General features: G+C 37.4%; 17 protein-coding genes and 1 pseudogene. 4 read left to right on the top strand and 14 right to left on the bottom strand.

The window, feature by feature from the left end; all coding sequences use genetic code 11:
• Window positions 1–465 precede the first annotated feature (465 nt).
• The 14 genes from ACP6PL_RS05510 to ACP6PL_RS05445 all read right to left on the bottom strand — a co-directional run bounded on the left by ACP6PL_RS05510 (window position 466) and on the right by ACP6PL_RS05445 (window position 13,799).
• A complete protein-coding gene (locus ACP6PL_RS05510) occupies window positions 466–1,359 on the bottom strand; it encodes a S66 peptidase family protein (protein ID WP_426543374.1) in 894 nt (297 codons plus the stop codon).
• Between the two features lie 20 nt (window positions 1,360–1,379).
• Entirely contained in the window at window positions 1,380–1,805 is a 426-nt protein-coding gene (locus ACP6PL_RS05505; RefSeq protein WP_426543372.1) for an ATP-binding protein, read from the bottom strand.
• A gap of 73 nt (window positions 1,806–1,878) precedes the next feature.
• Window positions 1,879–2,025 carry a hypothetical protein gene (locus ACP6PL_RS05500; RefSeq protein ID WP_426543370.1) on the bottom strand — a complete coding sequence of 49 codons (147 nt, stop codon included), beginning with the start codon at window positions 2,023–2,025 and terminating at the stop codon, window positions 1,879–1,881.
• Between the two features lie 20 nt (window positions 2,026–2,045).
• Window positions 2,046–2,474: an ATP-binding protein gene (locus ACP6PL_RS05495; protein ID WP_426543368.1), complete on the bottom strand. Its 429-nt coding sequence runs from the start codon at window positions 2,472–2,474 to the stop codon at window positions 2,046–2,048.
• A 456-nt stretch (window positions 2,475–2,930) separates the two neighbouring features.
• Complete coding sequence (locus tag ACP6PL_RS05490) at window positions 2,931–3,356, bottom strand: ATP-binding protein (RefSeq protein ID WP_426543366.1); 426 nt, start codon at window positions 3,354–3,356, stop codon at window positions 2,931–2,933.
• A gap of 38 nt (window positions 3,357–3,394) precedes the next feature.
• Window positions 3,395–4,774 carry a GAF domain-containing SpoIIE family protein phosphatase gene (locus ACP6PL_RS05485; protein ID WP_426543364.1) on the bottom strand — a complete coding sequence of 460 codons (1,380 nt, stop codon included), beginning with the start codon at window positions 4,772–4,774 and terminating at the stop codon, window positions 3,395–3,397.
• Between the two features lie 246 nt (window positions 4,775–5,020).
• The gene (locus ACP6PL_RS05480) at window positions 5,021–5,359 is read right to left on the bottom strand and encodes an anti-sigma factor antagonist (protein WP_426543362.1); all 339 of its coding nucleotides are present in this window, start codon (window positions 5,357–5,359) and stop codon (window positions 5,021–5,023) included.
• Window positions 5,360–5,448: 89 nt separating this feature from the next.
• Window positions 5,449–7,569: a glycogen debranching protein GlgX gene (gene glgX, locus ACP6PL_RS05475; RefSeq protein ID WP_426543360.1), complete on the bottom strand. Its 2,121-nt coding sequence runs from the start codon at window positions 7,567–7,569 to the stop codon at window positions 5,449–5,451.
• A gap of 336 nt (window positions 7,570–7,905) precedes the next feature.
• A complete protein-coding gene (locus ACP6PL_RS05470) occupies window positions 7,906–8,247 on the bottom strand; it encodes an anti-sigma factor antagonist (RefSeq protein ID WP_426543358.1) in 342 nt (113 codons plus the stop codon).
• A gap of 365 nt (window positions 8,248–8,612) precedes the next feature.
• A complete protein-coding gene (locus ACP6PL_RS05465) occupies window positions 8,613–10,433 on the bottom strand; it encodes an AGE family epimerase/isomerase (protein WP_426543356.1) in 1,821 nt (606 codons plus the stop codon).
• Between the two features lie 229 nt (window positions 10,434–10,662).
• Complete coding sequence (locus ACP6PL_RS05460) at window positions 10,663–11,268, bottom strand: DJ-1/PfpI family protein (protein WP_426543354.1); 606 nt, start codon at window positions 11,266–11,268, stop codon at window positions 10,663–10,665.
• Window positions 11,269–11,676: 408 nt separating this feature from the next.
• A complete protein-coding gene (locus ACP6PL_RS05455; RefSeq protein ID WP_426543352.1) occupies window positions 11,677–12,240 on the bottom strand; it encodes a hypothetical protein in 564 nt (187 codons plus the stop codon).
• A gap of 43 nt (window positions 12,241–12,283) precedes the next feature.
• The gene (locus ACP6PL_RS05450) at window positions 12,284–13,222 is read right to left on the bottom strand and encodes an EthD domain-containing protein (RefSeq protein WP_426543350.1); all 939 of its coding nucleotides are present in this window, start codon (window positions 13,220–13,222) and stop codon (window positions 12,284–12,286) included.
• Between the two features lie 211 nt (window positions 13,223–13,433).
• Window positions 13,434–13,799: a carboxymuconolactone decarboxylase family protein gene (locus ACP6PL_RS05445; protein WP_293138849.1), complete on the bottom strand. Its 366-nt coding sequence runs from the start codon at window positions 13,797–13,799 to the stop codon at window positions 13,434–13,436.
• Between the two features lie 2,283 nt (window positions 13,800–16,082).
• On the opposite strand from ACP6PL_RS05445, the gene ACP6PL_RS05440 reads away from it, so the two are divergent.
• The 4 genes and pseudogenes from ACP6PL_RS05440 to ACP6PL_RS05425 all read left to right on the top strand — a co-directional run bounded on the left by ACP6PL_RS05440 (window position 16,083) and on the right by ACP6PL_RS05425 (window position 23,695).
• A complete protein-coding gene (locus ACP6PL_RS05440) occupies window positions 16,083–20,270 on the top strand; it encodes a multicopper oxidase domain-containing protein (RefSeq protein ID WP_426543348.1) in 4,188 nt (1,395 codons plus the stop codon).
• A gap of 173 nt (window positions 20,271–20,443) precedes the next feature.
• Window positions 20,444–21,613, top strand: a complete 1,170-nt coding sequence (locus ACP6PL_RS05435; protein ID WP_426543345.1) for an RNA-guided endonuclease InsQ/TnpB family protein — start codon at window positions 20,444–20,446, stop codon at window positions 21,611–21,613.
• A gap of 141 nt (window positions 21,614–21,754) precedes the next feature.
• The gene (locus ACP6PL_RS05430; protein ID WP_426543343.1) at window positions 21,755–22,048 is read left to right on the top strand and encodes a hypothetical protein; all 294 of its coding nucleotides are present in this window, start codon (window positions 21,755–21,757) and stop codon (window positions 22,046–22,048) included.
• Window positions 22,049–22,679: 631 nt separating this feature from the next.
• A pseudogene (locus ACP6PL_RS05425) lies at window positions 22,680–23,695 on the top strand (IS701 family transposase).
• Window positions 23,696–23,915 lie beyond the last annotated feature (220 nt).

Below are 23,915 nucleotides of genomic sequence, written 5' to 3'. Positions count from 1 at the left end.
TAAGGAGTAAGGAGTCAGTATCATTGTGGTTTATTAATATGAAAACCGCTGTAAGCAATTCAACTTGTGTAGATAATAAAATCCTCATTCCTAAGTCTTGGGAAAAGATGAAGAATACTTAGAAATCCTACTCCCATAACAATGAAATAAGTCGGAAGTAGTCAAATATGATAATTGCTAACTAATATGATGTTCGGATAATCCATGATAAAAAAGTTTTAGTTTGTAGTAGGGCTTTAGCCCTATCTATAATTGGTAGTCCTGTAGATGTAGTGATTTAGCCTCAAGGAAGGGAACAGGGAACAGAAAAGTGCCCAAATTCTAGGTTTTAAAAGAATACTCTAACCCTAGTTCACTTTTTATCTGAATATCAATACTTGTACACCACTACCCTATAATTTAGGGCTGAAGCCCTACTACAAACTTTAATTCTAACTATTCAGCCAGACATGATATAAAAATTCCTTAATTCCTGATAATTTCTAGAATACCTTCGTCTCCATCAAGATGAGCTTCGACTCCCACAGGTAAAGCAGCATTAGGGCTATCATGGCCAAACGGAAGCTCAGACACAATAGGAATGTTTAAATCAGCCAAGCGATCGCGTAATACTTCCTCCACAGTAAACTCAGTACGATCCATTCGTCCAGGGGAACACTGACTAAACCGCCCCAGAGCAATACCTTTAACCTGCTGTAAAACACCAGCCATCCGCCACTGGGTCAACATTCGGTCAATACGATAAGGAGCTTCATTCACATCTTCTAAAGCTAAAATTGTCCCACTCAAATCTGCTTGATACTTGGTACCTAATAAATGAGTAGCTACAGTTAAATTGGCTGGCATTAAATGGCCTGACGTTTGACCACCACCCCAACCATTTCCTTTTAAAGGTTCTAAGGGACGACCCTCTACTAAATCAAACAGTCGTTGGATTGACCACTGTGGCTCGCCAGCTAAAGTAGTTAATAATGGACCATGAACGCAGGGAAAGCCCAGCTTGCTAAAAGTCCAGAGTAGGGCTGTAATATCAGAAAAACCAATCAACCATTTAGGTGTAAATATTGGTGGCCATTGCCAATTTTCGAGTAACCTAGTACCACCATAACCACCCCTAGCACAAAGAATCCCACTAATATTTTTATTATTAATAGCTGCTGCTAATTGACCACGACGACTTTCATCTGTACCTGCTAAATAACCCCATTGCTGATCATAGCCAGGAGTTAGTTCTACTTGATAGCCACGCGATCGCCAAATTTCTACTCCTTTGTTAAAAGTATCTAACTCTCGCAGACAGCCACTAGGTGAAATAACTTGTAATAAGTCACTTGGTTTTAAGTAGTTTTGATTTAGCATATTTAGTACAATTATTTCTATTATGTTTTAGTCCTATTCACAATTAAAATATTACGATTTCGGTCGCCTACTCTTTCATACTTAAATTCATCAACACCTTCCATCATGAAGTACAGCCACCAGCCACCTGGGTCTTTTTTTTCTAAAAGTTTTCTTAAAGTTTCCTTTGTAACAGTTTCTCTTATTGTCGGGTCATACGGTATTCCAGTATCTTCAAGAATAATAGCGAGAGTTTCCCGATCTATTTTAGTTTCCAGATATATATTTCCTTTTAATCCAACTTCATCATAACCATAAGTGATAATATTTGTTGCTATTTCATCTACTGCTAAACATAACTTACATGATGCTTTCTTTTCTAAACCTGCTTCTGTTGCTGCTGAGGCCACATATTGACGAATTTTTTGTAAAGAGTCTAGGCTACCAGGTACTTTTAAAGGTTCCATAAATACTCCTTTTTTTGAGTTTTTTAGAAATAGTTTTAGTTAATTTATACCCACCTTTAACATTCAAATATCATCAAATCATGGTAAATATTCCACTTGATAGCCACGCGATCGCCAACTTTCTACTCACTTTGTTAAAAGTATCTAACTCTCGCAGACAGCCACTAGGCGAAATAACTTGTACTAAGTCACCTGGTTTTAAGTAGTTTTGATTTAGCATATTCAGTACAATTATTCCTATTATGTTGTAGTCCTATTAACAACTAAAATATTACGATTTCCCGATTCTAATTTCTCATAAATAAATCTATCAACACTTTCATAGATCAAGAATATTCCCAACCTACCGATAGAGCGTTCTTCTAAACTTTTTTTTGTTGTTAAAATTTCTTCTTCTAATATGTCTGGGTTAGTAGGATTGTAAGGTTTTGCTGTATCTTCAATATAAACGGTTAAACTTTTTTCATCTATTTCAGTTTTTACAGATATGTTTCCTTCTAATCCATTCTCTTCATAGCCATGAGTAATAATATTTGTGGCTATTTCATCTACTGCTAAACATAATTTATATCCTCTTTTTTGTATACCAGCTTCTGTTGCTGCTGAGGCCACATATTGACGAATTTTTTGTAAAGAGTCTAGGCTACCAGGTACTTTTAAAGGTTCCATAAATGCTCCTTTTTTTGAATTTTTTAGAAATAGTTTTAGTTAATTTATACCCACCTTGAAGATTCTAATATCATTAAATTATAGTAAATATTCTACTTGATACCCAAGCGACCGCCAAATTTCCACTCCTTTTTTAAAAGCATCTAACTCTCGCAGACAGCAACTAGGTGAAATTGTAGTAAGTCACCTGGTTTAACAGCAGTTTCGGAGTTAGTCAGGTACAAAGTTTTATCACTTTAGTAAATAGGGAAGAGAAATTAGTCTTCAACTGTACCTCATCATCCTAAAAAGTACTGTAAGTAGTTTTGATTTAGCATATTAAGTAAAATTATTCTTAGTATGAAATACAAAAAATTTCTGCTACTTAATACTTACGAATCACCCTATCACCTTATCTCCCCATCTCCCCATCTCCCTATCAATTTTTAGTAGCAAACATTAACGTATTTCATATTATTATGTTGTAGTCCTATTCACAACTAAAATATTACGATTGCGATCGCCTATATTTTCATAAATAAATTTATCAACACTTTGATAAGCTAAGTGAACTCCTAAACCACCAGGGGGGCGCTCTTCTATTCTTTTTTTTAAGTCTTCTTCCGTAAGTGCTTCTTTTGTAGTAGGATCATAAGGTTTTGCTGTATCTTCAATATAAACGGTTAAACTTTTTTCATCTATTTTAGCTTCTACAGATATTTTTCCTTCTAATCCATTCTCATCATAGCCATGAGTAATAATATTTGTTGCTATTTCATCTACTGCTAAACATAATTTATATGATGCTTTCTTTTCTAAACCTGCTTCTGTTGCTGCTGACTTAACATACTGACGAATTTGTCCTAAGTTATCTAGTTTTCCTGGTAATATTAATGCTTCCATAAATACTCCTTCTTTTTATTTTTTGCTAAAGGTTTTAGTTAATTTCTCCGCACTGCTAACATTGTAATGTCATCAAATTGTGCTGCATCTTCCATATAATCAAACAACTTATTTTTAATGCGCTCTATCAATTCTGATGCAGAAGCAGCAGGCTTTTCCACCAGTTCTTTTAGCTTTTTGTCTGTAAATAATTTTCCCTCCGGTGATTTTGCTTCAGTTACGCCATCTGTATAACCTATTAGTATTTCTCCAGGCTCTAACTGAACTTCTTTAATTTCAAACTTCATATTTGGCATCATCCCTACCGCAGGTCCGGTAGAATTTAGCATCTGTTTTATACCGTCTTGATTAATAATAAAAAGTGGTTCATGTCCTCCATTCACATAGCTGAGTAAACCTGTATTTGGATCTAACACCCCAAAAAATAATGTAGCAAACATACTCATTTGCCAATGGTTTTGCCCAACATAGTCATTCGTAAGGCGAACAGCTTGAAGAGCTTTATGGTGAGCCAAATTAATTATTGAAGTTGTAGTTTCTTGTAATTTATTTTCCTGAGAAGAAAATATGCGAATTAAGCTGCGGAATAAAGCCATAAATAATGCTGCACCCACTCCCTTATCACAAACATCCGCTATCACTAACCCTATTTGATCATTGTCAAGAGGAAAAGCATCGTAAAAATCTCCTGCTACTTGTTTGGCGGGATGGAAACAAGCAACTATTTCCCACTCATCCAACTTAGGAATATCATAAGGGAGAAAATCTATCTGAATTTGTCTACCCTTTTCTAATTCATGGTCAAGAGCTTTAGAATAAGTATCTAGTTGTCCATAAAGTCTTGCATTTTCCAGAACTAACCCTATTTGTTCAGCAGTAGCTAGCATTGACTCTGCCATTCTCGGAGTAAAATGATTAGGCTCAGAGTGCAATAAAGTAATAATACCACGCAAATCTTGACCATTGATGATTGGAACACCCAATGCTGAACGAACGATATAAGGTTGATTAGGTAAAGTTAACCAACGATCATCGTCTTCTGTATCCTTAATCAATCCTATATCAAGGTTACGACTTACCCAACCTGCCAACCCTTTATCTAAAACACTACCTATTAGTTTAGTCCGTTGTTCGGGAGTTACTTCAGTGCGAGTGAGAATAGCGTCTACAATTTTCTTAGATGCAGGATCTAATAAAAATAAACTTCCCTTCTCGGTAGAGGTTACATCAGCACAAACATCCAAAGTTTTTTGTAAAGCAGCTTTAATAATTCCTCCTGGCCTAGAGGAGCATCCTGTCGTTACTTCTGTTAATACTTTTTGAGCTAGTCGGAAGGCTGCTAGTTCTTCTGTGACTTTGGCCATCTCCTGTCGCAGCAAATCTAGTTCTTCTCTCAGGTTTTCTTCTGTAGATCCCATTGCTGATAATACTCTTAGCCTATTAATAATATAGAGGCTAGGTACTGATGACTGGGAAATAATTGCACCTTGGCCCTAGCTCTCTGATGTATAATATCATGTTGATTCTATACTTGTTATTAAGATAGTATTGGAGGAAAAAAGTAGGGAAAAATCAGGTTTTCTTAATTAAGGAAATCTGCCATGTCCACTTACCCTTTTGTTTAGCAAATTTTCAGGATATGGCAGATTCTAATAGGTTATTAATTAAGCTTCTATCTTCGCTGCATCATATTCATCCAGCAAATAAACACTTTGATCGAAGCCAGTTTTGGTAATAGTATCCTTTACTGTCTCTTGAACACCTACCATATAAATATCAACACCTGTTCCCATTTTTTGTTTGGCAAAAATCAATACCCGTAGACCCGCACTTGCCATAAATTCTAGGTCTTGCATCATCAAAACAAGTCTTTTCGGGCTTGTAGCTGCTGCCTCCTCTACTTTTGTTTTAAAGTCAGAAGCTGTAGCCCCATCTAGCTCTCCAGATAATGTTATTTTAGCAATGTTATCTTTGATTGTTTCTAGGGTTGCTGTAAAAGCCATAATTTTTCCTTTGTTGTTGATTTTTTGATTTTCTAGCAATTTCACTAGGGGGTGAAATTTTTGGCCTCTTTATAATATCATTTCTGAGTTTATTTACTTACCAGAATAACTACGGAGCGATCGCCAAGTAATAACCCCTGCTGATTATCTAACACAGGTTCGGTGCCTGGTACCCAAGCATCTTCTGGGGAGCTACAAGCAGTATTAGCAAAAACGTACCACTTCTTCCCATCTGATAAACTGGGAATATCAAACCAGATACTTTCCCAGTGCATATTCATTGCTACATAAATATCATTATCTTTTTCTGTTGCTTCTTTAGCGTGTTTACCACAAAGCATAAAAGCAATTGTCCGAGAATGGGAAGACCAGTCAGCATTCCAAACCTGAGTACCATGCCAAGTAACATCTAAATTCCCACTACCAGCATAATCTTGATTTCGGAAATGGTTACGATTTCTCAATACTGGGTGAGCTTTCCGAAATGCAATGCAGTTTTTCACAAACCTAAATAACTCAGCATTAGTTTCCAGAAATTCCCAGTTCAGCCAATTTAGTTCCGAGTCGTGGCAATAAGTATTATTATTACCATTTTTACTCCGCCCTATTTCATCACCCATCAACAACATCGGTACACCTTGACTAACCATCATAATTGCGATCGCATTTCGCATCTGACGGCTACGCAAAGCATTTATTCCTGGATCATCAGTCCAACCCTCCGCACCACAGTTCCAACTTTCGTTATCATTCGCACCATCGTTATTATTTTCACCATTAGCTTCATTATGTTTATCGTTGTAGGACACCATATCAGCTAAAGTAAAACCGTCATGGGCGGTAATAAAATTAATAGATGTTGCGGGTGCGCGACCTTGCCAAGCATAGAGGTCTGGGGAACCCTGTATCCGTTGTGCCATTTCCCCTACAGTACAATCACCTTTAATAAACTTGCGAATAGCATCGCGATATTTACCATTCCATTCTGCCCAACGTCCAAAAGCAGGGAAAGAACCCACCTGATATAAACCGCCTGCATCCCAAGCTTCTGCAATCAACTTACAGTTAGCTAAAATTGGGTCAAAAGCCAAAGTTTCTAACAGTGGAGGATTTGCTAATGGTGCGCCCCAGGGGTCACGTCCAAGAATTGAAGCCAAATCAAACCGGAAACCATCAATATGATATTCACTTGCCCAATAGCGCAAACAATCTAATACCACATTTCTCACAATGGGGTTATTACAGTTAATAGTATTACCACAGCCACTGAAGTTATAGTAATAACCTTCGGGCGTTAACATATAATATGTCTTATTGTCAATCCCCCGGAAAGAAATTGTCGGACCATTTTCATTTCCTTCTGCTGTGTGGTTGAACACAACATCGAGAATTACTTCTATGCCATTTTTATGCAGCTCTTTGACTAGAGTTTTTAACTCATCGATCTGCATTCCCAATTTGCCGGTAGCTGCATATCCTGCCTTGGGAGCAAAAAATCCAACTGTGCTATAACCCCAATAATTGTAGAGCATTTCCCCTGTTATAGGGCTAGGGCGGGAATTTTCAAACTCATCAAATTCATAAACAGGCATTAACTCAACAGCGTTAACACCTAATTCTTTGAGGTAAGGAATTTTTTCTCGGATGCCAGCAAATGTTCCCGGATGTTTAACACCAGAAGAGGAATGAGCAGTAAAACTGCGAACGTGCATTTCATAGATAATCTGATCTTGTGGAGGAATTTCCAGTGGGCGGTCATTTTCCCAGTCAAAATCATCATAAGCTATTCTGGCTCGGTGTTGATAAAGATCATCCCAGTTTGGTATTTCTCCCCAAACATCCCGACCCCCAATAACCTTAGCATAGGGGTCCATAAGAATTTTACTTTTGTCAAACCATTGACCGTCATGGAAACTATTTGGTCCATCCATGCGATAGCCATATTCGATGTTTTCAACATCAAGGTCAAAGACAATCATACAATAAACATTCCCGATCCGAAATTCTTCAGGAAAAGGAATTTCCGCCATTGGTTCTAGAGCGCCTTTTTGAAACAAGACCAATGTACAGGATGTAGCATGAGAAGAAAATATAGAAAAGTTGACTCCTCCAACTACCATAGTTGCACCGAATGGAAAAGGATTTCCCCTACGCAGTTTAAAATCACCGTGATTATGGGTAGGATGAATATCAATACGCTCTTGTAACATGACTTATGGATAATGGATAATGGATAATGGATAATGGATAATTAATAATGAAAACGCCTTAAACCTTCTCGCTTGGAAAAAGTTGCACATGGTGTATCTCTAATAATTAATTATTAACTAGATAGTGCGAAGTTCTGGGAATAACTATTGCTAGCTAAGGCTTTCAGCAATCTCAAGGTTAGAAACTCTTTATTCATAACTAGTAGGTACTGTAAGCTTTTTCCCGTAATACTTTCAGTCAGATAAGTAAATCGTTTTTTGTAAGAACTTTGTAATCTCCAGTTATTAATTATTAATTATTAATTATCCATAGGTAGCTTATTTGGTTTAGTTCGTTTATTCCTTGAGTTTTTCCATTCCTTCATCAACTTTTTCAGCAGTTATAAAAAAGTCTAGAAACCCAGTCACAGACATAGTATCTTGAAGTTCTTCAGAAAGCCCTGCTAATACAACTTTTCCTTTCTGGGCTTCTGTTTGTCGATACAATGATAGTAACATTCGTAACCCTGCACTAGACATATATGGCACATTGGTCATATCCATCAGAATTTTGCTACCTGGTTCAGCAAGGGGTACAACTTGTTTTTGAACATCAGGTGCTGTGTTAGCATCAATATCCCCACTTAGTTCTACTACTTTAATTCCTTCTTCTGTTTTAATATTAATTTCGATTGCCATTTGATTTAGTGTAATAATACTCAGATGTTTAGATGTAAGTTAGGTTGAGGAATGTTAGTGGAGCTTATCCACAGGATTAAAATTATGCGTTAGAATGATTTGTTAAATGCCTTTCACAGTCTAAATGTTAACCGTAAATACGCACTCTACAAATTTTGCACTAAATTTAGCTGTGTTAGTCTACTACTGGCGTGACACCCCTAAAATATTGCAATAGTAGGGGCGGGTTCCCCCTTAAATTAACGAGTCTTAACCTGAAATCAGATGAACCCGCCCCCAATGGTATAACGCACCATTTTAGTTTTTTTTTCAGTCCACTACGCCTGGTAAGGCATAAGTATTCAACCGGAGATGATATAACTTAATCAGTTCGGTACAATATTTACCTTGACTGTCACCCGCTCCTTAGTTTCAGGCAACTTCACAAAAAGTTTATCAGCATCAAAATCACTGTAAGGTTGACCATCAATTTCTACAGAGCCAATTTTAATGCTACCAGGAGGCAAAATATCAGGTGATACTCGCAAAATATTATCAGGGAACCCACCAGGAATAGGCTTAAAGTAAAAATCCATTGGCTGCTTAGTCACCAAGAGATTAGTATAAACAGCCGCAAGGAAGCATAATTCTGTAGAGTGATAACCGCTCATGGAGTGGGAACCTTTACCCCGTTCATTACCACTTGCCAAGAAAGGAATACCATTAGCAAGAACGTTGAAATAAACCCCACCATCTTCTGTATCAAGGAACCAGGCGTTGTAAAAAGCAGCAGCTTCCCGCGCTAACCGATGATATTCTTGATCTCCTAGAACTCCTGCCAGAATATAATAAGCTAGAATAGACTGCTCTTGCTGCCACCAAGCTTTTCGATCATGCCAAACAAAGCGGTGAGTCTTTTCACCTTCTCCTAATGCTCTTTCTACCACATCATACCAACCGCCTCGTTGTTGATCACTACCCACTGCTGGCATCACATCAGCAATTTTCTTTGCCAGATTAACATAAGCATCCTTGGGTTTGAGGCTATTCATCCGCATCAAATTCCAGGAGATTTTCATGTTGTGACCAACTACTGCCCGGTTTTGTTGCCATCCCCAAGTCTGGTCTGGACTCCAGTCTTCAAAGAATTTTTCATTAACAAAGGGGCAGTTTTCGTAGTCTGGGAAACGCTTTTCAATAGTGTCGAAAGTGTATTCGAGCATATCTGCATATTCTGGTTTTTCTGTTGCTAACCAAAGATTAATTAGATATGCTGGTGCATGGTCACCAACAGAATTCCAATTTTTTGTACCTTTGTTCCGCCCTAATGACTCGCTCACTGGATCTAGAGTAATAGGATCTAGGTGGGAGTAGTAACCACCGCGATCGCTTTTATCTAGGAAAAAGTCGTTGAATAACTTAATCGTTTTCTCCGTATCATCAATGATCCGAGGGTCACCATTGAGGCGATAAGTTTGTAACGGACCAGCAAGAGCGTAAATTTGTTCGTAAGCGGGAATAGCGTCGTAGTCATCGCCAAATTCTGAAGCGAAAATTTTCTGTTCCCGTTCGCCTTGTACATCAATACCGTGATACCAATAAACGATACCTTCGTCTAAGTCCACAAACCTCATGTGGTCTCGCAGATATTCAGTCCCTTTTTCTGCTGCTTCTAGAAAAATTTCTTCCCCAGTCATCATGTATCCTGTAGCCATCCCATAAACCATTCGGGAGATGGTATCAGTTTCTTGACGGAAATTTACCTGTGATTTTGCACCAGATAGACTTAGGGTTGTGCGATAGTCGCGGTAGTCTATTTCCTCTTCACCAAATTGAGCTTTGACATAAAAATTAGCTAGAGACCTAACCTGGTCTACCCACCAGTTTTGTTTTTCAAATATGTAGTCGTCTGCTTGGCGACCGACAAATACTATTTGTTTGGCTTCAAATATGGGACTATCTGGGTAAAATACTCCATAAGTGAATAGATAGCGACCAGGTACTAACATTGACCGCATAGATCCTGTAGCATCTGGGTATGCTTCATCTAAGTTTTGTACCAGTTTCGCATAACTGGTGGGGGATAGTCGGGCTTGAAATTCTCTCCCATCAGTTGTTTTGATGCCAAAAATATCTGTGCCTGAGTCGTACTTGGTAACATACCCGGCGATCAGGTCGGAGAAGGTAAACTCTACTGGGATACTCATGTTTTGATTATCTTTAATACTGTGTTTACAATTTTTTAATTAGGACTTATGCAGAAACCGGGTTTATCAAAATTTCGCATTCAGAAAACAATAAATGCAATAAACCCGGTTTTTTGTCTGGGTGTCTCATTAATTGATCGTGAATAATAGATAATTACCTTTGGTTAAAACCGTACTTGATTTAATTCATAAAGGATAATGAAAACTATCTCTAATTATCAATTATCCATTATCCATTAGCTTCGATCGCTTCCACAAATTTTTCCATAAATTCATCTGTGACACCAGGGTGCTTTGCGGTGATTAAGTTACCATCAATCACTAAATCTGCTGTTTGGTCTCCATCAAATATTACATCTGCTCCAGCATTTTCTACATCACAAATGATATTATGAGCGCAGGTGACTTTTTTATCTTTCAGCATTTCATTGTCAGCACAAAACAGCCATAAACTATGACAAATTGCTCCTAATTTAACTTTTTCTGTATTGACAGCGTTGCGGAGAAATGCTACTGCTGGTGCTTGATTTTTTTCGCCTTTTTTGGGGTTTACCTGATAACGCAACCTATCCGTTGCATAAGCACCAATACAGATGATACCTTTATATTCTGAGGGATTAACGTCATTTACTTCTGTAGTAACTGTAACTTGTTCTTCCACAACGTTATTCTCTGGGTTAGAGCCAAAATGTAATTCTTTTTGTCCCCATAAATGGGTAATATATTCTACTTCATAGCCTTTTGTGGGGAAAAATTCATTAAATTTACGATATTCTGTAGAATCGAAATGGTCTTCAATTAAAACTCCAATTTTACCTTTTGTTGCTGTTGCCATATTTTTCTTGCTCCTGATTTTCTTTATAGCGTATAATCTACGAATGAATTTACATAAATTGATTAGCCAAGATTTATGAATAACTATAATTTTACAGCTTGTCGTCTAATAAAAAAATAGCTATCTATATACTCCTCATTAGTTTCAACTCAGCTAAAAAACTTAGGTTCCCGATATTGAATTTAAATACCAACTCTGACAATGGACTCAGACTTTTCTAGGTGGTAGGTTGGGTTGAGGATAGCAGCTTGTTTCCCGTCATGCTAACCCAATAACCACAAAAGGAAAAACTCACTCAGAGATTACTTTTGACTTCTGACTTGCGCGTAGCGCTATATAAAAACAATTAACAGGGAGATTGAAATTATAATCAACTCCCTTAAGTTCTAAGTATCTAAATGTTTAGTTTTATGTAGTAATCAATTTCAGGAGTTCTGCTGCTGCAAATACATCCCGATAGAACGTTAATTGTTCAGTTTTTAAGTAACAACCACCTCTGTGACCTCGACGTACCCAAGTTACATTTCCCTTAGCGATAGTTTCATTAGTTTCGAGATCCACACTTTTCCATTCAAAGTATGTATGTTCTCCAGAAAACATAACTATTGGCCAGCACATAATGACTCCAGGTTGAGAAATCAACGCCCACCAATGCTGTTCCCGTTCTTTTTGTTGTTCTAGACCCTGATAAGGTCCATCTTGACACAAATAAACTAAATCTTCCCGATATTCATCTGTTAAGATATCACCGCGTCCTTGTCTCAAAGCTTCACAATGAGTAGGCCACCAATCTTTATTTTCTTGCTCTATTTGTTCTAATGTATAGTCAGGTCCGATCGTTGGTAATGTTGCTTCTTTCATCTTGCAGATTTTTTCAGCATCAGCAATCATCTTTGCTGCAACATCAGCAGCTACTGGAACAGCTCTAGAGTAATCTGCTGTTAAATCTTTATAGTAACTTGTACGCGCCATAATATGCCTGTTAGTTATTTTTTTACTTGGTTGAAAGTAAGAATTAATGAGTCAAATGATTAGTCAATATTAGATCCACTACATCATCTTGTAGTTGATTGGCAGCTCCAATATCCATAATTAACTGTGCTACTGTTGAGCTTCGTTGACCTGCCAGGGTCATTTTACCATCATTGACAAATGTGTAAGCACTTCTTTCTGGAAATGGTCTTATTTGTCTGACATACTTACTGTGTTCACTCACTAACTCTTGATATTCTTTAGATACAAAAAGTAGTTCTAACTCTAAGCGGTTCCAGTAAGCTATTTCTACTGCAGCTTGATAATTTAGTTCTGGTGCTTCAGAGTGGGATACTCCTCCTGCATCTGGCCTAGTGTTATCAACTTCCTCAAATAAATGTAATCGTAGTTTCAACACTTGAGGCATTTTGGCCAAAGCTGGAGCAAACCTCTCTTTAAAATATGCGCGAAAATCATCCACACTTACTCCATCAGCTTTCCTAATCATGCAGTGGTACTTTTCTAACCCTTGATGGCCATTAGGAGAACTATTTTCTATTCCATCTTTGAAGGTTATAGAGTTACCAGGGTTGGTATTATAACCTATTGCTTTGCTGAAGATATTATGCTCATCATCCATCAAAATAGTTGCCGCTTTGAACCATGTTTCGCGGTCTTCTACTGTTTTGAAGGTTAATTCAGCAATACCATCAAAGTTTTCTTCTGGAGAAGAAGCACCTACTAAGTCTCCTATACTAGGCCATACTCCCCCATCATTATGGGCAACATGAAATTGCCAATATTGGTACTGACCTGGTAGACGGGCACAAACTGGTCCGTGAACATCTCTCCAATAGTCATCAAATAGTTCGAGGGTTATTCCTTTTCTTTTCCACAGGAGAACATAGAAAGCGACTTGTGCTTCCTGGTCACGACTAGAATAGTCGGCAATTTCTCCTTTTTTGATCAGAGTTGATAGCATAGTTTGCTGCCTTTGCTTTTCAGATATTACGAGTTTATCTACACGTTCTGCTGAACTGACCCAAACATTTTTGAAGCTTATGAGTCTAGCTTTTTGACTCAACGAGAACCATGCTAGCACAGTCTGTTACTTAGTTCTCTGGCAAATTCATCTATTACAGAACAAATTGATAATACTTCCAGTTAACCGATGCCCATCAAAATGCTTATGATTATTTTGGTGGGAATAATTCGTTTAATTCCTCTTTTAATTCTCCGAGAGCGCCGAAGCAACCTGCTGCTTTATTAAATCCTGCATAAACACAGGTGAATACCAGCAGTTCCTCTATTTCTTCAAAAGTTGCTCCTTGAGACATTGCCATCTTAACATGAGCGCCAAATGGGTTTCCCGGACCTACATGATCTTGATTAACCACATCTATTGCTACTGTAATTAGAGCTTTGGTTTTTTGGTCTATTATTGGTAGACCCCATGCTTCACCTGCTACACGAGTACAAAAGTCCCCAAATTTTGGGTTGATACTATTTAAGCCCTCTTGCAGTGCTTTGTCGTCTAATACTGCGTTTTTGTATGCCATAGTTATCTGTTTAATTTTTCTAACTTGCTGTGGTCTTTTCTGTTTATTTCAGGACTGCGCTCGCATTAGCGTTGCCTAGCATCATCGCTTTCTGGCACAGTTGAACATCTAATTCTGTTAGAAACTGATTAACTATTGAGTGGGCAGATGATGGCCACTCTATTTGATTCAAGATACTGTGGACAAAGTAATTCATTGTCCATATTCCTGACTCATTTATTGGTTCAGCTTCTCAAGGATGAACCCAATAGATTTGTGCCAGAAAATTTCTTTACTATCAACTAGATTATCATCTTTAACTCACATTTTTTTTATTTTTGGTGGTAATTCATTTAAAGAACTGTGGGATAAGCGATCAAGTCATAGCAACTCCAGTTAGTAATTTAGTAATAATGTAGCTAGGGTAAGCGGTACTAATGCTTAAGCAAATCTTTAGTAAGTAGATAGGCAGGAAAAAAACATATGGTGGTGCATAATTATGGTATAGGAAGTGTGGGGAGTGTAGGAAAAAAATGTATATTCTCACTATTACTATGCAGGACTACCAAAAAACAAACTATGTAACAAAAAGTAAAGTTATCAAAAACCTTTTCTCTCCTGTCTGCTGTATCGGGCTTCCTGTTTTGGGATCGAGATCCCAAATAGATTCTATAGCTACAAAATACCAAAATAAAATGTCTTTTTCAATGTTTTTTATCTCTGAGTTGATATTCTTTGAACCCCAAACATCTTTGTACTTCTCATTATAGAAATTATACTCGATTTCTCTGATAAGAAGTAAAAAAATATAACTTGAAGTCACGTATTTGCTACTGATACTTTACCATAATTTTCATACAATAATTAATATCAGTTGCCTCAGAAAAACTTTTTGCATTGATCCCAATAGTTATATAGGAATCCTGCCGTTGCTGAATAAACGTATAAAATGGTGAAATTAGGAGTTAGAAATCATAAAGTATAAAAGAGTTTTTGCTGAATAATGGTCGTTTATAGATATCCTTTATAGTTAATTAAGAACTATTCAATATCTGACAAATATGAGTTTTATACCTAAAATCAGCAACGCCTTCATTCCAAATGAGTTGTAATAATTAAAAACTAGAAATAAACTTCAAAATCCTTCCCTATTGCCTCATTTTATATTCCCTATTCTCCAAAGAAGACAAGATTTGGGGTAGGGATAAAATAGAATTACTATAGTTTTTGGGGATGACATTTTAGATATTTTTAATTTGAATGTAGATACATCAATTGTTTTAAAATTTTATACAATCAAATCAACAAAAATAAAAGTTTTTTTGACAAAGACTTACCTAATATCTATTTATCTAATTTATTTTTTTATATTCTCAATACTATCTGAGAAAATACTATAAACAATTATAGAATTAAATGTTATTTTTACTGGCAGTAAATAAACAGACATATTTATTAAAGAAGTTTAACATTTGTGCAATAAAATGTTGTACAATATATGTACCTTTGTAGCTTAAAATTGATTGTGTAACGGGCTGTATTTAAGTGGAAATTAATTTGGAGTCAAAAACAAAATAGGAAGCCCATGCTAATCATCGTTGATGGATGATAGTTCCCTAGCTCTAAAACTTGCTCTAATTGCGGCAATGTGAATACAGTCTCTGTTTTTATCAGAGCTTGTCTTCAAATACGAACACTGCAATTTCAGTTCAAGTCCGCTTACTTTGGAGAATAAGATTCTAAAATAGGAAAAAATTCTAAATTTGGTAGATGTTTAGTCTCCAAACCCCTACAATATATGAACTGTAACGATACTGCTGGATTTGATATTATCTAGCTAAAGCACTCTAGGTTTCCCAACTACTAATTTTTTTGAGGTGAAATAATTCTATTTCAATGTTTACAAAATTCTTAAGTGCCTAGGTTGTTATATTTAGATAATCTTAATCTGTATCGAAGCAAACAATACCTATAATGCTTTTTTGAGTAAATTAAAAAAGGCAACTTAAGCCTGACAGAAAATCAAATAATGGCAAATAATAGCAAACACAAGTCCTATCAGGTTAAATTAATTGTTTTTGATTTTTTGTGGGAGGTTGGATTAAGCATCATAACGATCGAGACTTGAATACCTCGGTTAATTTAAAAAATTTGGTTGGCTTAACCGTGAATGTCTGTGGAAGAGATACCGCCGACAGTCTTGGTAATAGCAGTAGGAACCTTACAGAAAACATTTTGTATAGCATTAAATATCACTTTACTGTGACTCATTGTATCAGTTTTACGGAGTATAAATAATTAATTATGGCTGACGTTGCATTAAGAGACGCAAAAATTATTGGTCAAGAAAATTTTGAATTATGGAGTGAAGGCTTCGATCCAGAAGGTTATCTTGATGTATTGCCTCACCCAGATGTAGTAGTTCCCTTTTATAACCCTATTGAAGAGTGGCAAAATAACCCACAGGGAAACACTGGAGATTTCTTTTCGAGCTGGGGTCCAGATCAGGTCTTAGAAGCACAACTCTCGATGGAAGAGTTAGATGAATTAGAGATAGAAGGTTTAGGGGTTCTCAGGTCAGCAGATGGATTAGTACCGTGGTTGCCTCGTCTTGATCCTGATACCGGACTACCCGTTTTAGATGAAAATGGAGAAACTCTACCTAGCTTCACTCCTTATGAACTACTCAGAGGCTATCAGGGTACAGCTCCTGACGGTACAACTTCTGAGATCAAGATTCCTGGGCCAACGTTAATTGGTGAACCTGGGGACAAAGTAGAAATTACTCTGACAAATAATTTATCTAAGGTAGAAGAAGCAGGAAATACTCCAGCCAACACATTTTCTAACCTACATACCCATGGTTACCATACATCTCCTCTAGGTCGTGGTGATAATGTTCTACATTTACTAGATTCTGGAGAAACCTTTGAATATGATATTCAGATTCCCACAGACCAAACTCTGGGTATGAACTGGTATCACCCTCATTTTCATGGATATACCAATACTCAACTAGCAGCAGGGTTAGTAGGTGTACTGGAAGTCTTACCAAGCTATAATGAACCAGACCTAGATAAATGGGACCCAACCTCAGAAAATTTCTATTTGATGACCCTTAATACTTTTGGGATTCAGCAAGTAGATCGACCAGGTTCACCAGATGACCCCCTCAACCAAAGTGATATTCCATTACCTGCGGGTACACCTGTACGAACCGAAGGATTTACAGATGATGGTCTGCCAATTTATGAACTATCGGATGCTGTATTTATAGGTTATAACGCTAAACCAGTTCTCTATGACCCCGAACTACCCCTGGGTAGAAATGAGGATGGTACAAATAATCCCGGTATATTTGAATATGGCGGTGGTGTTTTAGAGGCACCAGCAGAAAACGTTATTCACACTATTAATGGTCAATACAACCCCACACTTGAATTAGAAACTGGTGAGTTACAAACATTTTCGCTCCTAAATTCAGATGTTAATTCTCACCATGTTCTTCAGTTATACAAAGAAGAGATTGGTCCTGATGGGGAGGTGACTCTCGAACTTCAGGATATGACTTATGTGGGTCTTGATGGTGACTCTTTTCCAGGTCGGGCGACAGAAGAAATTCGCAGGACTATGGAGGATTCACCAATCTTCCAACCAGGGCAACGGATAACTATAGATCATTCTTTTACCGAACCAGGTAAGTATTATTTGCTGTCTAATGGTACCCCAGAAATTGTTGGTGAAGATAGCCCAGAGTTGATCCAGACAATGACGGTTAAATTGCCAGAAGGTACGGAATCTCAAGGATTTGATGACGGTCACTATACTTGGGGACCCCAGGTTTTGATGACTTTTGATGTAACTGGTCCAGAAACAGCTCCTGCTCCAATTCCAGAAGCTTATGATAGCCTAGAAGAAAGAGTCGAATCACTGATAGACAGGGTCAATGCAGCCGAGAATGGTGTTGGTGTAGATCGGGAACGTACATATATCTGGAGTGCTAATATTGGTGGGGCGATCGCCGAAGGTAATAATCCAGATGACTTAGAGGTAGAGACATTCGAGGGAACTTACAGAATTAATGGTGGGTATTTTCTCCCGGGAACTGAGACTCCAATAGCCCTGCCAATGTTAGGTACAGCGGAAATATGGAATGTCTTTAACATCTCTGGTTTAAGTGAAGAAAATTTCCCAGAGGGTGTTCCAGATATTCCGCTCCTAGAATGGCATCCATTCCATATTCACCAAAATCCTTTTACAGTTTTAGATATTAACGGTCAGCGACTCGCAGATTTAGACAATACTTATCTACCTTACATAGAAGGGGATACCATTGCTCTACCTCCTACTCATCAGGATGGTACAGTCACAGAAACAAACCCCTACGGTACAGCAGAATTTGGTGCTAACGCTTCCTTAGTCAGAATGTATATGCAGTTCAAAGACTATGATGGCAGCTTTGTTAACCATTGCCATATTCTGTTCCATGAAGATGCGGGTATGATGGCAGTTGTCCGAGTGATTCTGAATACAAATGATACTTGGTTGGGTTTGAGCAATGAAGAGGGAGATGCTGATGGTACAAGTATAGAACTACTCCGGGGTAGTGGTGTCACAGGACCAAGCCTTAATTTGAATCCTTTTGGTTCAGATTTTACAGGTGGGGTAGATATTGATATTGATGATGTTAACTCTTTGCTACCGTTTGCAGGTAATAACGTTACTGATAATACCACTGATGTTGTTGCTATGGAGATTGAAGGGGATCATACAGTTCGAGTATTTGATGGTAGGTCATTATTTAATCTACAAGAACAAGGCATACTAGATGTTGATGGTAATGATACTAGCTTACAAATTGCTGAATTTAATCCTTTCCAAGGAGTAGATAGTATTGAAGGGGAAAAAGGCTCTGTTGCTACTGGTGATATTACTGGGAATGGCTTTACTGACATAGTTACGGGTATCGTGACAGAAGACGGGGTATTGATTGAAATCTATAATGGTGAAGATTTTGAGCTGCTTACCAGTATACTTATTGATGGATTGGTGTCTGATGATGATGATTTAGAGAATAATCTGAATGTAGCGGTGGGAGATGCTGCTGGAGATAACTTTGAGGATATCTATATCACTAATCATGGCAAATTAACGGTTTTGAGTGGTATTGATATTGAGAAAAAGATCGCAGCAGGTGAAGAAATTGATTTCAGTGATGTAGTAGCGGAAGGACTTGAAGAAGGTATTAGTCCTTATGGAGAGGATTATACAGGGGAGATTGAGATTACTTCTGGTTATGTCCTTCAGCGACCCGAACCTGAAGATGATAACCCTCCTACTGAAGATTTCGATCTGGACGATCATGCTTTTAATACTAATGTTCAAGGTAATAATGCTAACATTACAACATTGGCTGTCGATCGCGAACAGTTAGCAGAGGGTGATGAACAGGTGAAGATTTGGACTTACACCGCAGGAGGACACCATGGTGGACATGGCGGAGGCGATGACGAACATGGTGATGGCGAACATAGTGATGATGACATGGAACACATGGATGACATGGAACACATGGATGACATGGAAGGCATGGAACACATGGATGACATGGAAGGCATGGAAGGCATGGAAGGCATGGAAATGAGTCAAGTAGAGGGTGATGATGATGATGATGATGATGATGACGGTGACGATGATGATGCCGAAGCAGGAGAGTCCGAGCTGCCAGTTGAGCTAGCTGCTGCATTTACCCCTGAAGGTGATATCACAAATCTATCTGGTACTTTTGCTGACCTTCCTGGTAATCAACGGGGCGAACCAGTTTTATTTGTTCAAAATGAAGAAGGCACCCGCGAGATATTTCAAGTCCGGGGTGGAAATTTCTTCGCAGGAAATATAATTGGTACTATAGGAAATGATAGTATTGATGGGGGTAATAGTGATGACAATATCTACGGACTAGAAGGAGATGATACCCTCAATGGTAATTTTGGTAACGATTCGTTACAAGGTTTCTTAGGTATTGATGTTCTGAATGGTGGTGCAGGCAACGATTCTTTCCGTGGTGGAAAAGGTGACGATATCATCGCAGGTGGTGAAGGAGCAGACATTCTCAATGGGGAACAAGGAGATGATATCCTGACAGGTGGAGCAGATCCCGATCTATTTGTCTTCGATACTGATGAAGTATTTGATGCAAATATGTTAGGCATTGATTCCATAACTGACTTTAATGCAGCAGAAGATTTAATCGAACTTGAGGCTGTAACCTTCACTGCATTTGAAACAACAGAGGATATACAAGAAAATTTTGCTGTTGTTGCTAGTGATGCTGATGCTGCTACATCAGAAGGATGGATTGTTTACAGTAGTGAAAGCGGTAACTTGTACTATAATATTGATGGTACTGTTCCTGGTTTCGGAAGTGGCGGTCAATTTGCTACATTAGAAGGTGCGCCAGCGTTAGCTGCTGAGAATTTCATGTTGGGTTAGAATTAATCAAAATCAGGGGGTGCAGTTGCACCTTCTGATTTTTGGAAATGTAGCAGACAAATTTGGGGCTAACTACTGAAGTCAAATAATTGGACTTGATTGTACATAACTAGACATTCTTTGTCATATAATAGAATCAATGTCATAGATTTATTGGAGGTATAGTACCGATTGTGCAATCAATAAAGACTAAGTTAAAACTTAACAACAAACAAAAAACAATACTTGCCAAGCACGCAGGTGTAGCCCGTCATGCTTATAACTGGGGATTAGCTACTTGTATTTCTGAATATGAATCAACAAAAAAACGCCCTAGTGCAATTACTTTGCATAAACGTTTAGTAGCTGAAGTTAAAAGTCAAAATCCCTGGTATTATGAAGTATCAAAGTGTGCCCCTCAGCAAGCATTAAGAGATTTAGAAAAGGCATTCAAAAACTTTTTAACTATTCGGGGGCGTGGATTTCCTAAGTTTAAGAAAAAAGGGAAAAAAGATAGCTTCTATTTAGAAGGAAGTATTAAAATCCTGAAAGGAAACTATATTCAACTACCCAGAATAGGAATAATAAAAACCTATGAAATCTTACCATCTGTACCAGTTAAAAATGTGAGAGTATCTAAACGTGCAGATAATTGGTACATTAGCTTTAAATATGATAATCAACCAACCCATACTGCCAAACAAAGAGATATTATCGGTGTAGATGTAGGCATAAATACTCTGGCAACTTGTAGCGATGGCACACCCTTTGCCAACCGTAAAGCCTATCAGCAAGCTAAAAAACGACTAAGGAGTTATCAACGCCGTGTCAACAAAAAAGAGCCAGGCTCAAAAAACAGATATAAAGCCGTAAAAAGACTTGCCATACTTCACAAAAAAGTAGCAGATATCAGAGCAGATGCACTTCATCAACTGACAACATGGTTAGCTAAAAATCACAGCACCATAGTGATAGAGGATTTAAATGTAAGTGGAATGCTCAAAAAGCGGTGCGACCCCGCGACGACGACAGTCGCAAGCGGTCAGACCCCGCGCCGCCGACAGGCGCAAGGGAATGCTGACCAAGAGAGGGAACGCGCACCAAGAGATCATAAACTGGCAAGTGCTATAGCAGATTGTGGTTTTTATGAGTTTAAGGGTCAGCTGACATACAAATGTGAATGGTATGGAAGCCAGCTCGTGATAGCTGATAGATTTTATCCAAGTTCTCAATTATGTTCTCAGTGTGGGCATCAACAGAAAATGCCATTGAGTTCAAGACGATACGAATGCAGTAACTGTGGTTTTGAAGCTGACAGAGACTTTAATGCTGCTGTCAACCTAGAAAACTATGTAAGTCAGTAGCTTGAGTTTCAAGCGATTTGAAGCCTGTGGAGAAGATAAGTTACAGACTGCGGTCAGTGGTCTTCTGTGAAACAGGAAGCTAACTCCAAAACTCATGCAATCATGTTTGGGTAAGTTTGGGTAAGTTTAGTAGGACGGATTTTGAAATACATTACTTTGTCAATTATTTTATTCATATTTTTATTTGCTGTTGCATCACCTGCAGCAGCATCTTTTTGCCGTAACTATAACGGTAACAAAATTTGTATTCTCAGCATTAAACGCAGTGCTAAAAACTATTGGGAATATCGAGCAGAGGTTAGTATTAATGGTGTGAAAAAACCATTAGAAATTTATAATTGTCGCACTCAACAGAAAATTAACAAAAATGGTAATATTGTCAAGTTTACATCTAATGGTGCGGGTAAATTGATTTGTAGTGTTCTTGATAAATAGACATCTCCAGAAAAGAGCGAGTAAGGATTAGGGGTAAAGAATTGATGAATAATATCAAATTCGGTTAAATAACCTCACTATCAATTTAGTAGTCAATAGTCGTAGGGGCGATTCGCGAATCGCCCCTACAGTAGAACAGACTCAACGACTTAATTTCTAGGGCGTGTCAAGAAGAAAGAAACTCAACTTCCTAGACTATCCTCGAACCCTGTAGATGCGATTATTGTATGTGAAATTAAACGTAATTGATGAATAAGAGGGCGATAATTGATTTTATTCTTTATTATTGAATATGTCTAATAGTTATAAATAATTAGGGAGGAGTCATATAGAATCAGGTAGTATTCCTATAAAAAAGTAGATTATTCCGGGGAAAGTATTAAATACCCCATCGAATACCAAGTTCACCAGGACTTACGCAAGGACACTATATATAGTGTTAAACCTTAATTATCTTTCTATATTTGGGTTCTAAAGTCCGTTTCCCTTTGCGATATAGCTGCCGCTAGGCTCCGCCAACGCATCAACCAAAAAATTATCATTTACTGAAAAATTTTGAGCAACTATATTATAGATTATCTGATATTATTATAACTGACAATAACATAGTTTTTTTGATGAAGAGTTTTTCATGGACTTTAATTATATAAAATATTGTCAGTATTTAATAAGTAGTCAGACAAATTACACTCTAACAAATCTTGCTGACCATCTAGAAAAAATTAGCCACGATCAAATTAATCGTTACTTGAAAAATATTGATTTAGGGACAGAAGTTTTGTGGGAAAATGTCAGAGAGGAGATTTTAACTACTGAAGATGATTATTTGATTTTTGCGCTCCACAGTTATTAATAAAAAATATTCCCAAAAAATTGAGCTTGTCCAGCGTCAGTATAGTGGTAATGAACATGGGGTAGTTCGTGGTATAGGAGTAGTAAATTGCTTATATTTTAATCCTAAAATAGAAAGATTTTGGATAGTAGATTATAGGATTTATAACCCAGAAAATGATGAAAAGAGTAAAATAGATCATGTAGAAGATATGATGATTGATGTAGTAAACAAGAAGAAAATACCAGTAAAAAAAGTATTAATGGATAGCTGTTATGCAACACAAAGACTCATGGCTTTAATAGATAACTTAGGTAAAGTTTACTATTTTCCGTTAAAAAGCAATCGTTTGGTAGACGATACAGGGGGCGTAAAAAAATATCAAAAATTGGAAGATTTAACATGGAATAAGTCGCAATTAGTATCAGGTAAAATCATTAAAATTAAAGGTTTTCCTAAAGACAAATAAAGTTAAACTATTCTGGGCTACTGTTTCGACAAACAGAACAGAATATATTGCCACTAATGACTTGAGTCAATCCTCTACAGATGATGTAGAATTTGAGTCACAAACTAGATGGAAAATAGAAGAATTTCACGCCAGAATTAAGCAATTAACAGGACTTGGATTTTGCCAATGTCGTCGGGCGAAAATTCAAAAAAACAGAAAAGCTTGTGCTATGTTAGTCTGGAATCATTTGAAAAAAATGGCAACTATTTTAGAGATAACTATTTATCATCTTAAACATCAACTATTGTCTAAATATCTAGTATATGAACTTAAATATCCTACAATTAAAATGACTGTTATTTAAGTTTTGATGCATTGTTTATAATCAGCAAAGCTTGGCGATCGCTATAATTTTTTTTAGCGTTGGCGGAGCCTAGCGACAGCTACATCGCTTAATTTACTATGCGCTATATATAGTGTCTTTGCGTAAGTCCTGTTCACTTTAAAAATGTCACAAATAGTTTCAAACTTTATAGAACCCCTAAGCGTATCTTTATAAATATGCGCGTTAGCTAGGAGTTAGG

The organism is Dapis purpurea BLCC-M126, from assembly GCF_050015975.1.
In the GTDB taxonomy this organism is placed as follows: Bacteria; Cyanobacteriota; Cyanobacteriia; order Cyanobacteriales; family Microcoleaceae; genus Trichodesmium.
Note: the sequence above shows the minus strand (reverse complement) of the source record. Positions and strands in the feature narration are given on the sequence as shown.

Bases quoted from the DNA above. Each gene is read 5' to 3' on its own strand.
- ACP6PL_RS05510 (WP_426543374.1), bottom strand. From the start codon at position 1,359: ATGCTAAATCAAAACTACTTAAAACCAAGTGACTTATTACAAGTTATT.
- ACP6PL_RS05505 (WP_426543372.1), bottom strand. From the start codon at position 1,805: ATGGAACCTTTAAAAGTACCTGGTAGCCTAGACTCTTTACAAAAAATT.
- ACP6PL_RS05500 (WP_426543370.1), bottom strand. From the start codon at position 2,025: ATGCTAAATCAAAACTACTTAAAACCAGGTGACTTAGTACAAGTTATT.
- ACP6PL_RS05495 (WP_426543368.1), bottom strand. From the start codon at position 2,474: ATGGAACCTTTAAAAGTACCTGGTAGCCTAGACTCTTTACAAAAAATT.
- ACP6PL_RS05490 (WP_426543366.1), bottom strand. From the start codon at position 3,356: ATGGAAGCATTAATATTACCAGGAAAACTAGATAACTTAGGACAAATT.
- ACP6PL_RS05485 (WP_426543364.1), bottom strand. From the start codon at position 4,774: ATGGGATCTACAGAAGAAAACCTGAGAGAAGAACTAGATTTGCTGCGA.
- ACP6PL_RS05480 (WP_426543362.1), bottom strand. From the start codon at position 5,359: ATGGCTTTTACAGCAACCCTAGAAACAATCAAAGATAACATTGCTAAA.
- glgX (WP_426543360.1), bottom strand. From the start codon at position 7,569: ATGTTACAAGAGCGTATTGATATTCATCCTACCCATAATCACGGTGAT.
- ACP6PL_RS05470 (WP_426543358.1), bottom strand. From the start codon at position 8,247: ATGGCAATCGAAATTAATATTAAAACAGAAGAAGGAATTAAAGTAGTA.
- ACP6PL_RS05465 (WP_426543356.1), bottom strand. From the start codon at position 10,433: ATGAGTATCCCAGTAGAGTTTACCTTCTCCGACCTGATCGCCGGGTAT.
- ACP6PL_RS05460 (WP_426543354.1), bottom strand. From the start codon at position 11,268: ATGGCAACAGCAACAAAAGGTAAAATTGGAGTTTTAATTGAAGACCAT.
- ACP6PL_RS05455 (WP_426543352.1), bottom strand. From the start codon at position 12,240: ATGGCGCGTACAAGTTACTATAAAGATTTAACAGCAGATTACTCTAGA.
- ACP6PL_RS05450 (WP_426543350.1), bottom strand. From the start codon at position 13,222: ATGCTATCAACTCTGATCAAAAAAGGAGAAATTGCCGACTATTCTAGT.
- ACP6PL_RS05445 (WP_293138849.1), bottom strand. From the start codon at position 13,799: ATGGCATACAAAAACGCAGTATTAGACGACAAAGCACTGCAAGAGGGC.
- ACP6PL_RS05440 (WP_426543348.1), top strand. From the start codon at position 16,083: ATGGCTGACGTTGCATTAAGAGACGCAAAAATTATTGGTCAAGAAAAT.